We start from the raw sequence: 11,066 nt of genomic DNA on the forward strand, positions 1-11,066 counted from the left end.
CAATCTTACGGATGCCCAAAAATCTGCAATCTTACGGATGCCCAAAAATCTGGCCTCATCGGGAATCAGCAGAAGAGGCGTTTTAGTGGCCTCAACCATCGCCCTGCTGCTGCTTCCTATTAGAAATTTCCCTATTCCTCCTGCCCCGGACATGCCCATGACCGTTAGACTTATTTCACGGTCGGCTGCAAAATTTGTTACCGCATCTGCCACGCTGCCTATGCCCACGGCATATTCAATCAAAGGGTGGAAGCTGTCGGGAGCTGTTTCCTGCTCATCTCTTTCCTTTAGTTTTTTGACATAACGTTTCAACTCCTGCTCAACTTCATACTCCAGACTCTCAAATGTGATTAACGGGGCTGAAACATGTGCTGCCAAGGGAACTTCCAGGGGAACCATGACCACGTTACACAATTTGACATTGGCTTTCATCTGTTTTGCAAGATGCATTGCATAATTGGCCGCATTTTTAGCTGAGCTGGAAAAATCAGTTGGGATTAAGATCTTTTTCATGGGATTACAATTTTGTGTTCAAATACCCGATTACGCTTCAAAGATGCTAAGTAACAGCAATTTAAATAGTGACAATCATCATCTTTAAGCATGATTATCGGCACTGGAGGAGGCCTGCTAGCTATGCTCAAAAAGCCATTGAAAAGGATGTGGTTTCTGTCTGGGTTTTAACCCATATTGTTTGATGCTTTTTTCCCGAATTAAATCAACAGCTTCCTCAATACTGTCGGTAACCAGAAACAGTTCTGTGTCTCCCCTTGTCACGGTTCCCTCCTTTTGCAAACGCAATATATAAGCGATCAGTTCCTGGTGAAATTCTTTGCCAAAGATGATGATCGGGAAATTACTGATCTTACGGGTCTGGATCAGGGTCAGCGCTTCAAAGAATTCATCCAGAGTGCCAAAGCCTCCCGGCATAACCACAAAAGCAAAGGAATATTTCACCAGCAAAACCTTCCTGATAAAAAAATGATTGATGTAAACCCATTTATCCAGATATTGATTTGGTTTCTGCTCGGAAGGAAGTTCGATATTGCAGCCCACTGAACGGCCGTTAACATCTTTGGCTCCTCTGTTTGCTGCCTCCATCAAACCCGGGCCGCCACCTGTAAGGATCGTAAAACCAAGTGACGCAAATGCTGCCCCAGCCTTTCTGGTCAGCTCATAATAAGGATGTCCTTCTTTGAAACGGGCAGATCCAAATACGGTAATACAGGGCCCCAGAAAATGAAGCTTCCTGAATCCGCGAATAAACTCCCTCATGGTTTTTAAGGTGAAGATAAACTCTTTCCACCTGGATTGCGGTCCGTCAAGAAAGACGATCTCGGATTTGCTCATGTCAGCTGTATTTTAATATTTACCGGTTGTCAATGATTCCTGGAGCAAGGAAGATTCAATAGAGATTTCTGGCCAGACTCCTGAGCTGCAGGGATAACAGTATTCTGAATATTCCCGACAATAAGAACGCGAAAGCGGTCCAAACGACAATGTTGATGGCGCCAAAAAGAGGATCTGCAATAATCAATACCGACAAAACGACAATCAGGATACCTGTCAGCAAAAGCCAGGCCCAGTCCAGTACTCCATAGGCACGAAGTTCAATAGAACTGCTTATGGCCATAAATCCCCTAAGGAGCATCCATAAGCCAATGATTACCGGCATGATCACCATGGTCAGTAACGGAAGATTTAAAAGATAGCCTCCAAGGAAAATGTCAATCAGCCCCCCACTCAAAGTCCAGCCCCAGCCATGAAGCCTTTTGTGGTTACTTACCGAAAAGGTCACTTCAAAAATCCCGGCAAAAATCATCCCGAAGGCAAACAACAGGCTTAGGGAAAGATAAGACGAGACTGGGGCGGCAAGCATCCAGATTCCCAGTCCTATAAATAATACTCCGGAACAAAACATCAGCCACCAGTATTGTGCAGCGTCATTATTGAGATAGGTAGTTTTCATGATATTTTATATTAAGATGAGGCTTATTTCCAGCTCAAAGTTTCATAATCCATAAAAAAAAATACATGACAAAGATCACCGGAACCGCTGATGGTGATCACCGGCTGATCCAGAAAATCAAGTTAGGTTTGAACTGCATACCACATAATTACAGATGATGAAAAAGATTCTTGTGACAACAGATTTCTCCACAAACTCAAAGGGGGCATTGCGTTTTGCCATGCAACTTGCCATGCAAAGTGACTGCCAGATCACATTTTTCCATTCCTACCTGGTCCCAAGACCAAGCAGATGGAGTGAGAGGGTTTTCAATTCCTTTGAAAACAGCGAATTTGCGAAAATCAACAAGAAACTGCGCAGGTTTATAGCCGGTGTATATAAATCGCTTAGGCTATCCTTCACAGAACCTTTGCATTGCGTTGCAAAACAGGGAGCAAATCCTGACCACAATATCATGACCTTCGCGAAGGAAAACAGTTTCGATTACATTTGCATCAGCAGGAATGGAAATGGCAAAACCAGTCGATTGCTTGGATCCAATACAGCCACCCTGATCAAAAAATCTGAAGTTCCAGTCATCGCTGTTCCTCCATTCTACAAAAGAACCGAAATCCTCAGTATCTGCTACGCATCAGATTTGTTTGATCTTGACGATGAGCTAAAGAAAGTAACAAGCTTCAGCACCTCGATCGATGCAAAAGTGACCCTGTTGCACCTTAAAACCCCACTGGATTACCTTGCCGACACCCGGACCTTCAACACTTTAACCCAAAAACTCAATAAACACCACATTAGTGCAGTTTTCGACACCCTCGATTATGAAAAAACATTGATCGCAAACATCAACAAAAATATAAAAAGCATCAAACCGTCAATATTAATTATGTTCAGCAATCAAAGGAGAACAATTTTTGAAAAAATCTTTTTATCCAGTATTTCTGCTGAATTTTCTTCCGTTTCCAAGCTTCCATTACTGGTTTTCAGGAAGAAATAGCGATACAATTCATTCACCTGAATTATCAAACTCAATACATTTAATTTTTCCAATCATGAAAGCAATTTTTTACAGCACAAAATCCGTTGAGAAATCCCTGATGCTACATGCCAATAACCAAAGGCATGACCTTGTTTTTACCACACGGACATTGAGTACGGAAACCACCTCATTTGCCGAGGGGGCAGATGCAGTGGTCGTCTTCACCAATGATAACGTCACCGCACCTGTTATTCACAAGCTGGCAGCTTTAGGGATAAGGTACATTGCCACCAGATCTGTTGGAATAGATCATATTGACAGGGTCACCGCAGAAAAATATGGAATAAAGATCGCAAACATACCGGCCTACTCACCCCAGGCGATTGCTGAACATGCTGCCGCCCTTGCCCTTGCATTAAGCCGTCATCTGGTGCAGGCAAGCCAACAATGTCAACATTTTAACTTTAGCCTGAATAACTTAATTGGCTTTAATTTCTACGGAAAAACAGTAGGCTTGATTGGCCTGGGACACATCGGCAAGGCGGCAATACCAATTTTCAAGGGACTTGGGTGCAAAATTATCGGATATGATATCCTCCCCGGGCAGAATTTACCCGACATTGAGATGGTTGACCTGGATGCTCTGTATAAAAATGCTGACGTCATTTCCCTCCATATCCCGTTAAATGAACAGACCAAACAAATTATTGACTGCACGAGCATTGAAAAAATGAAAACAGGAGTGATGATCATCAATACCGCACGCGGAGGTTTGATCAAAACAACAGACGCCCTGGATGCGCTGAAAAGAGGTAAAATCGGCTATTTAGGCCTTGACGTGTATGAAAATGAGCATGGCTTATTTTTTGAAGATCATGAAGCAGACCAGGTCAGGGATCCGCTATTGTCGGAACTGATGAGGATGCCTAATGTACTGATTACACCACATCAGGCATTTCTAACCACCGAAGCTTTGGAAGAAATAGCCCACGAAACGATAAATACCCTTAACAGCTGGGAAAATTGATTTTTATTAATGCCCCGGATTGATGAAGATAAAATGGGTGCGGTTTTAAGGTGTAATTTACAAGAGGCTTGCTCTTTTTTTTCTATTTGCGTCTCAACAGCAGGAAAAACCAGGAAATTTTTCGCACCTAAGATTCAATCAGAACATGACATAAATAACATAAGATATTGATAAACATTATTATAAACTCAAATAAATACTGTACTTACTTTATATCAATATATCCATTTAAGTGAAGTAGATTTCGGAACAAATTTTAATTTTTATCTGTGTTAATGGAAAATAATTGCCTAACTTACCATCTGTCACACTTTAAGTTTTTTACCTTCATCTGGAATCATGAAAACTGTATTGATCATCGAAGACGACAACGATATCAGGGAAGGCTGTGCGGAGATACTGGAACTATCCGGATACAAAGCACTTAAGGCTAATAACGGAAAAGCAGGAATCGAGCTTGCCAGCCAGCATAAGCCTGATATTATTTTGTGCGACATTATGATGCCCGAACTGGATGGATATGGAGTGTTGTATTTACTCGGCAAAAACAGTGCTACCTCTGAAATACCATTTATTTTCCTGACCGCCAAGACCGAACGGATTGATTTCAGAAAGGCCATGGAAATGGGTGCTGATGATTACCTGACCAAGCCTTTTGATGATATGGAATTAATCACTGCAATAGAAACCAGAATCAACAAATGGCAAAAACAGAAAGATGCCTACCGCAGTACATTAAATCACCTGGAGAGACTATCGCTGAACCCGGGAGATGGGATGAACGAGCTTAAAGCGCTTATTGCCGGCCGTAAAATCAAACGCATAAAAAAAAAACAGGTGCTGTTTTATGAAGGAGACAGCCCTCAGGGATTATACCTGCTTATGGAGGGCAGCATCAAAATGATCAAACGAGCCCTTGATGGTCGGCAATTGATCACCAGTTTATATAAACCAGACGACTACATCGGCCTGGACTCGCTATTGCTTGAAGGAGCGTACACTGAGACTGCTGAGGCAACGGAACATACTTCGGTTTGTTTATTGCCAAAGGAACTTATTGTAAACTTATTGAACAAATATCCGGAAGTAAGTCGTCAGTTTATCAAAATATTGTCCAAAGACATCCACCAAAAAGAAGAACAGCTATTAGAACTGGCCTACCTTTCGGTACGAAAACGCATCGCACAGGTGCTATTGCGTTTAAGTAAGACCTCAGCCTCTCCCATCCTGTTAAACATATCAAGAGACGAGCTAGCTGAACTGGCCGGAGTTGCCCTGGAAACAGTAAGCAGAACACTTTCAGATTTTAAGGAAGAGGGCCTGATAGAAAAGAATGGCAATCAGCTATGCCTGATCGACATTAGTCGCATCACCAAGTTGAAGAACTAATCTGCTGTAAAAGGGTCCTGCTGATGACAAGCGCATTTTCATCATTTCGCCAGGCAGTTCGTTTAATTGGCTGCATAAACTAATAATATAAAAACGAGAATTCTGATAAAATGAACCAACCCAGTTCAAAACTTCTAGCTGAACCACAGACTGGACTGAGGGATGAAGGATCGGTTTGACGCTAAAGTTCAATTTTATCGGTGAGCTGATTATATTCCTCGAGTAAAACAATGTACTTCCGCATCCAGTAATGCACATGCTCTTCTGGAAGAGAGGGGTCTGACAATTTAAGATGCGTTTTATCTACCTTACCAGGTTGATCATCACTGAAACTCAAATCCTCACCAAGCTCTTTGCTGAAATCATGGTTGATGATCCTTCCTATAGCTGATAATAGACTTATATCTAATGTACGCTGTTCAAACCAGTTATACAAAGTCCTTCGAGAGACCTTCATTCTTCTGGATACCTCACTAATGCTTATTTCCTCACGCCGAACTGCACGTTCCAGGATTCCCAACACATACGCCCCATAATAATTCTTAACAAAATTCACTTCATAAATTATCGGCGAGGCTGGGCTCACTCATTCCATAAAGCTGGTTTTCCAGGGTTTCATCCAAATGATAAATATCCTTGTAAAAAACCGGCAGTCCTTCCTGGATCTCACAAGTGAGGTATGTGATCTTAACCGGAACCGGGTTCCTCAGTATGAAGTTCCTTTTCTGATAGGCATTTACCGACTTCTGCATCAAGGGAATTTTACTTTCTGAACCATCGTACTTTAGTAGCAATTCAGCCAGTCTCTCCGCCTGCTGAACCCGGATGCATCCATGACTTAGCGCCCTTAGATCTCGCTCAAAAAGTGCTTGATTGGGGCTGTCGTGTAAATAAATATTGAATTTATTTGAGAATTGAAATACCAGCGCGCCTAAAGAGTTGTCGCAAGCATTGGACTGCCGGGCAAAATAATGCGCCGGATTACTATTTATCTGTCTTATCCTGTAACTGTTTATTGCAATATGCTTTCCCTTGATATCGTATATCTCATAATGATTGTGCTCAAAAAAATCCGAGTTTTTAATAGCCTGTGGCAAGAGCGTTTGCGTAAAAACATGTTGTGGAACCTTGCGGTCCGGTCCGGTAGTAATTTGAGTTACACTACTGCTCAACACAGGCGTTTGTGTTTCAGCTTTGCCCACGATTGCCTTAAAATCATAAGTGGTATCTTTTTCGTGTAGCTTTACTGAATAGGACGGAATATTGATGTGGATATAATTAAATCCATTAATATTCGCCCATCTTAGTCTCTCCATATTAATGGCAATTTTTCTTGCCTCAGTTTCGGGCACTTCATAACAGTCGTCGACATACTGTCCCTTTATCAGTCTCATATAACTTTGTAGTTGCTCATATTCCTTAGTCTTTGGTTGTACGCTGAGCAGGGTCAACATGAAGTCCTTTCCTTTTAGCGCACCGATGAGCTCAGATTCGGCACTAAATCCCTTTAACCCTCCACCATCTATCTTTGCTGAGCTAACTTCAGGGTTGAGCTTTCCGTAATGCAAATGGTTCATAAAAGTAATCAGCGCATCAGTCAGCAACAGATCATACTGAGCTTTGGCTACCTCACTGACCTTTTCAGGCTCATTGATCATGGTTCTTAAGCTGTCATAGGACAGTTTTTCTGGATGGTAATCGTTATGATTAAGTCCAAATTGAAGCACACAGTCCAGCAAAAGCATCCCCGTCCAGGTTTGGCCCGCCTTGTCTTTAGGTTTGATCCATGCATAATTAAAGCCGTTTGCCTTATAAAACCTTTTGACAGAGTTTGGATAACACAATTCAATACCGAAGGTTGACTTTTTCATTTCAGCTAAGATTGCCTGCTGAGATTTGGCTTCCTGGCATTTTACTGCTGAAACAGCACCTAACAAAAATACCAAATTCACTAAAATCTTCATATCCATTAAATTAAACCCTAAATTTCCAGGTTATTACGCGACTATTTAATGATCCGCGTCACGGATTAACTTGATTTAACACAGCTTTTTAAACCAGGAAGATCTGTTAAAAGACTCCTTATCGATTAAATTCCATGAAAGCTGTTCAGTGGTCTTGTCATTAATAAATAAGCAAAACGATCTTTTCTGAAGACCCCAGTCTGAAACCAAGCCATTTTCCCCTCAAAACGTGATGAATATCATGTATAAAACATGTATAAAACTGAGCTCCATCAATTGAAAAACAGTGAATTAAGGGAACATTTACACATTATTAAACCTTATGTTATGACACCTGCAACAACAATTGAAAACAATGAACTCGAAACAGAGTTACAGGAACTATTCCTCATTGGCAAGCAATGGACCACTGACCTGTCGTTTATCGAATGCGAATTGACCACGCTTAATAAGCTCTTTAAAAAAGCTTCCTTTATGCTGGTCAAAAGTGATTTTGACAGACTTTCAGGTCTAAACCGTATTTGCGCAGATTTGAAAAATAGACTACGCGAATATTTCGGGCAACTTAAACCACTGATTACAGATCCAAAACAAACTATTGACTTCAGTTTAATAGATCAATATACGTTGCTGGAACGGGAATTGGAAGAGGCTCTGCAGCGCCTGCAGATATTCAAAAACAAAATCTTTCAAACCAATAAGCATCAGCTAAAAAATCCCAGTTCGACTACATCGTAAATCTGCTGAAGCGGATTGCGATCGGGAAATATGGGGGCCAACTTCAAAGAGTCTTCAGATTTTAATATCATATTTACGTATGAAATTTCTAATTATTGAAGACGAAGAAGGCTTAAGGCAAAGTATTGACCAGTATTTGACGGCTGAAGGAAATATTTGTGACTGTGCTTCAAATTATGAACAGGGATATCAAAAATTGTCTATTTACGATTATGACTGCGTTTTATTGGATTTAACCCTTCCTGATGGAGAAGGGCTTCAGCTCTTAAAGTATCTTAAAAAGCTCAATAAGGCAGATGGCGTACTCATCATTTCAGCGCGCAATTCCCTGGATCAGAAAATTGAAGGATTAAGCCTCGGTGCTGACGACTACCTGATCAAACCTTTCCATTTATCCGAACTTTATGCCAGAACACTAGCGATTATAAGACGACGTAATTTCAATGGAAACAGCCTTTTGAGTTTCAATGAACTGGAAATTGACACCGCCTCAAAGGAAGTCAAAGTAAATGGCCAGCTTGTGTACCTAACCAGAAAAGAATTTGACCTTCTTTTATATTTCCTGGTCAACAAAAACAAGGTGATTTCCAAATCCGCGGCAGTGGTGCACATATGGGGTGATGAAGCGGACATGGCAGATAGTTTTGATTTCATTTATACACATATTAAAAATGTAAGGAAAAAACTGACAGATTCCGGCTGCAAAGACTATTTTCAATCGGTTTATGGAGTAGGTTATAAATTCACCGATGCATGAAATTATTTACCAGTTACAACAGCATTTTATCTGTCATTACCCTTACAGGCCTCTTGATTATAGGATTCTTATTTTATCAGACATTAGGTCAATACATCAACAGGCAGATCGAGGACCACTTATATGAGGAGCTCCTGGAAGTAAAAGACTTTGCTCATGTTAAAAATATTCTGCCATCCCCCGAAGGTTTCGATGATGTAATCGTGGAGTATAAAAAAATACATAAGCTGAGCAATAGCCGCAGATCGTTTGCTGACACAAATTTCTACAATCCTAAAAAAAAACATAAAGAGTCTGCAAGATACCTGAAAACACAATTGGTGCTGAACGGGCAACCTTACGAAATACTCATCATCGCCTCAAAATTTGAACGTCAGGAACAGATCAAAAGCATCATCCTGATCATTTTATTACCTGTCATAGCGTTGTTATTGATTTTGTGGCTGGTCAACAAAATCCTGATCAGAAGAATGTGGTCGCCATTCAGACAATTATTAACAAACATCAAGGCATTTAACATTAATCAGGAGAAGGTTTTTGAGCCAATCCAAACCAATATTGAAGAATTTAAAGAACTGAACAAAGCTGTTCTTGAAGTATCCTTAAAGGTAAAATCGGATTATAAAGAGATCAAGCTGTTTACTGAAAATGCAGCCCATGAAATGATGACGCCTCTTGCAGTGATCAACTCCAAACTTGACACCCTGCTGCAGTCCAATTCACTGGGGAAAGAAGAAAGTGAAATCCTGTCAGATCTGTATAAAGCCACCTCGAAACTAACAAAATTGAATCAGTCTCTTTTACTCCTGGTGAAAATTGACAACAATCAGCTCCAGGCAAGGGAAGAAATTAACCTTAAGACTTTAATTGAAGAGAAACTCGGTTACTTCCAGGAACTCATTCAAAAAAGGAATTTGAACATACAATCAGAACTCGCCGAATTTATCATTTATGCCAACCGCTCCTTAGTAGAGATTTTGGTGAATAATCTTTTCAGTAATGCCATAAGACATAATTACGACGGAGGGTCCATTCGGATTACATTGACCGAAGATAACCTTGATTTTTCCAACACCAGCACACAGATGGGCCTGGATCCTTTAAAAATCTTTGAACGATTTTATAAAGACAACGCCTCTGATGGTACGGGACTGGGACTGGCCATTTTGAAACAAGTATGTATAAGAAAGAATTATCAGTTGAGTTACTGCTATCAACGGGAACAACACCACTTTAAGATTGTCTTTAAGCATTCCGAAAATAAAAATTAGATGACAAAACCTTAACATATTTTAACACACAACTTCACAATGTCTTCAGAATTCCCATAGATATTAGATTCATCAAAAGGCATACTGATGAAAATATTACTAATTATACTATTATCATTTGTTCCAGCTTCCTTAATCTGGAATGGCAATTTCAATGAGGCACAGCAGCAGGCTAAAGCCGGTCATCAACAGATCTTAATCAATTTTTCAGGATCTGACTGGTGTGGTCCATGCATTCGTTTAAGAAAAGAGATCTTCGAATCCGAAACCTTTGAGAATTACGCCAAACCACATTTGGTACTGGTGCGCGCAGATTTCCCCCGTCAAAAAAAGAATCAGTTGTCTGCAGCACAAATTGAACAAAATGAGGCTCTGGCAGAAAAATATAACCCGGACGGTAAATTTCCTTATACCCTGCTGGTGAACGAAGATGGAAAAGTCTTAAAATCCTGGGATGGCTATCCAAATGAAAGTCCTGAAAAGTTTGTTCAGGAAATCAAAACCACAGTATCCGGTAATTAACAAGCAATGAGAATCAAAGAATCCTGTCAGCGTATATTGAAGCTAATGGGCAATCGGTTTGAGTTCACGGTGATTGCTGAGGATGAAGCTGCCGGCCGAAAGGCAATTGATGCAGCTATAGCAGAGGTGAGCCGGATTGAAGCGCTGTTCAGCACTTTCAGAGACAGCAGTCAGACTAGCCTGATCAATCAGCATGCGGGTATAAAACCCGTAAAGGTAGATAAAGAGGTGGTTTCCCTTATCCAGCGGGCCATAAAAATATCGGATATTACCCAGGGCGCTTTTGACATTACTTATGGTTCTATTGATAAAAGCCTGTGGAATTTTGACATCAACATGACCTCGCTTCCGGAGGTTGAAACTGCGCTTCAATCGGTAAGTCTGATCAACTATCAAAACGTAATAATAGACACAGAAAATTCGACAATAATGTTGAAAAACAAGGGTATGCGC

13 protein-coding genes are annotated in these 11,066 nt (G+C 40.7%); 8 read left to right on the plus strand and 5 right to left on the minus strand.

The genetic code is table 11. The features are described from left to right. From AC1DDX_RS18865 to AC1DDX_RS18875, 3 genes are all read right to left on the minus strand, one after another. Positions 1–513: universal stress protein (locus AC1DDX_RS18865; protein ID WP_477622412.1), on the minus strand; the 513-nt coding region annotated here is incomplete at its 3' end. Between the two features lie 117 nt (positions 514–630). Next, positions 631–1,350: an LOG family protein gene (locus AC1DDX_RS18870; RefSeq protein WP_337716637.1), complete on the minus strand. Its 720-nt coding sequence runs from the start codon at positions 1,348–1,350 to the stop codon at positions 631–633. Between the two features lie 55 nt (positions 1,351–1,405). Next, the gene (locus tag AC1DDX_RS18875) at positions 1,406–1,969 is read right to left on the minus strand and encodes an HdeD family acid-resistance protein (protein ID WP_337716635.1); all 564 of its coding nucleotides are present in this window, start codon (positions 1,967–1,969) and stop codon (positions 1,406–1,408) included. Between the two features lie 154 nt (positions 1,970–2,123). Here AC1DDX_RS18875 and AC1DDX_RS18880 point away from each other — a divergent pair, with 154 nt between their 5' ends. The 3 genes from AC1DDX_RS18880 (at position 2,124) to AC1DDX_RS18890 (ending at position 5,361) form a co-directional block, all read left to right on the plus strand. After that, positions 2,124–2,963: a universal stress protein gene (locus AC1DDX_RS18880; protein ID WP_216854321.1), complete on the plus strand. Its 840-nt coding sequence runs from the start codon at positions 2,124–2,126 to the stop codon at positions 2,961–2,963. Positions 2,964–3,018: 55 nt separating this feature from the next. Beyond that, positions 3,019–3,972: an NAD(P)-dependent oxidoreductase gene (locus tag AC1DDX_RS18885; protein ID WP_172659919.1), complete on the plus strand. Its 954-nt coding sequence runs from the start codon at positions 3,019–3,021 to the stop codon at positions 3,970–3,972. Positions 3,973–4,311: 339 nt separating this feature from the next. Then, positions 4,312–5,361: a response regulator gene (locus AC1DDX_RS18890; RefSeq protein ID WP_337716633.1), complete on the plus strand. Its 1,050-nt coding sequence runs from the start codon at positions 4,312–4,314 to the stop codon at positions 5,359–5,361. Positions 5,362–5,542: 181 nt separating this feature from the next. Here AC1DDX_RS18890 and AC1DDX_RS18895 read toward each other — a convergent pair whose 3' ends face one another. Both AC1DDX_RS18895 and AC1DDX_RS18900 read right to left on the minus strand, forming a co-directional pair. Next, complete coding sequence (locus AC1DDX_RS18895; protein WP_172659917.1) at positions 5,543–5,917, minus strand: helix-turn-helix domain-containing protein; 375 nt, start codon at positions 5,915–5,917, stop codon at positions 5,543–5,545. Position 5,918: 1 nt separating this feature from the next. Further along, the gene (locus AC1DDX_RS18900) at positions 5,919–7,325 is read right to left on the minus strand and encodes a L,D-transpeptidase scaffold domain-containing protein (protein ID WP_172659916.1); all 1,407 of its coding nucleotides are present in this window, start codon (positions 7,323–7,325) and stop codon (positions 5,919–5,921) included. Positions 7,326–7,577: 252 nt separating this feature from the next. On the opposite strand from AC1DDX_RS18900, the gene AC1DDX_RS18905 reads away from it, so the two are divergent. The 5 genes from AC1DDX_RS18905 to AC1DDX_RS18925 all read left to right on the plus strand — a co-directional run. Beyond that, the gene (locus AC1DDX_RS18905; protein ID WP_099437520.1) at positions 7,578–8,063 is read left to right on the plus strand and encodes a hypothetical protein; all 486 of its coding nucleotides are present in this window, start codon (positions 7,578–7,580) and stop codon (positions 8,061–8,063) included. 79 nt (positions 8,064–8,142) lie between these two features. Then, positions 8,143–8,820, plus strand: a complete 678-nt coding sequence (locus AC1DDX_RS18910; protein ID WP_172659914.1) for a response regulator transcription factor — start codon at positions 8,143–8,145, stop codon at positions 8,818–8,820. Then, complete coding sequence (locus tag AC1DDX_RS18915; RefSeq protein WP_216854319.1) at positions 8,817–10,091, plus strand: sensor histidine kinase; 1,275 nt, start codon at positions 8,817–8,819, stop codon at positions 10,089–10,091. The genes AC1DDX_RS18910 and AC1DDX_RS18915 overlap by 4 nt, the downstream gene beginning before the upstream one ends. 87 nt (positions 10,092–10,178) lie before the next feature. Continuing rightward, positions 10,179–10,613: a thioredoxin family protein gene (locus AC1DDX_RS18920; protein WP_172659913.1), complete on the plus strand. Its 435-nt coding sequence runs from the start codon at positions 10,179–10,181 to the stop codon at positions 10,611–10,613. 6 nt (positions 10,614–10,619) lie between these two features. Beyond that, positions 10,620–11,066: FAD:protein FMN transferase (locus AC1DDX_RS18925; RefSeq protein ID WP_477622413.1), on the plus strand; the 447-nt coding region annotated here is incomplete at its 3' end.

It is taken from the genome of Pedobacter sp. 10L46_2 (assembly GCF_056395165.1).

Excerpts from the sequence above, each read along its gene's own strand:
- AC1DDX_RS18910 (WP_172659914.1), top strand. The coding sequence starts at position 8,143 with ATGAAATTTCTAATTATTGAAGACGAAGAAGGCTTAAGGCAAAGTATT.
- AC1DDX_RS18920 (WP_172659913.1), top strand. The coding sequence starts at position 10,179 with ATGAAAATATTACTAATTATACTATTATCATTTGTTCCAGCTTCCTTA.
- AC1DDX_RS18890 (WP_337716633.1), top strand. The coding sequence starts at position 4,312 with ATGAAAACTGTATTGATCATCGAAGACGACAACGATATCAGGGAAGGC.
- AC1DDX_RS18905 (WP_099437520.1), top strand. The coding sequence starts at position 7,578 with ATGTATAAAACTGAGCTCCATCAATTGAAAAACAGTGAATTAAGGGAA.
- AC1DDX_RS18875 (WP_337716635.1), bottom strand. The coding sequence starts at position 1,969 with ATGAAAACTACCTATCTCAATAATGACGCTGCACAATACTGGTGGCTG.
- AC1DDX_RS18880 (WP_216854321.1), top strand. The coding sequence starts at position 2,124 with ATGATGAAAAAGATTCTTGTGACAACAGATTTCTCCACAAACTCAAAG.
- AC1DDX_RS18900 (WP_172659916.1), bottom strand. The coding sequence starts at position 7,325 with ATGAAGATTTTAGTGAATTTGGTATTTTTGTTAGGTGCTGTTTCAGCA.
- AC1DDX_RS18915 (WP_216854319.1), top strand. The coding sequence starts at position 8,817 with ATGAAATTATTTACCAGTTACAACAGCATTTTATCTGTCATTACCCTT.
- AC1DDX_RS18870 (WP_337716637.1), bottom strand. The coding sequence starts at position 1,350 with ATGAGCAAATCCGAGATCGTCTTTCTTGACGGACCGCAATCCAGGTGG.
- AC1DDX_RS18885 (WP_172659919.1), top strand. The coding sequence starts at position 3,019 with ATGAAAGCAATTTTTTACAGCACAAAATCCGTTGAGAAATCCCTGATG.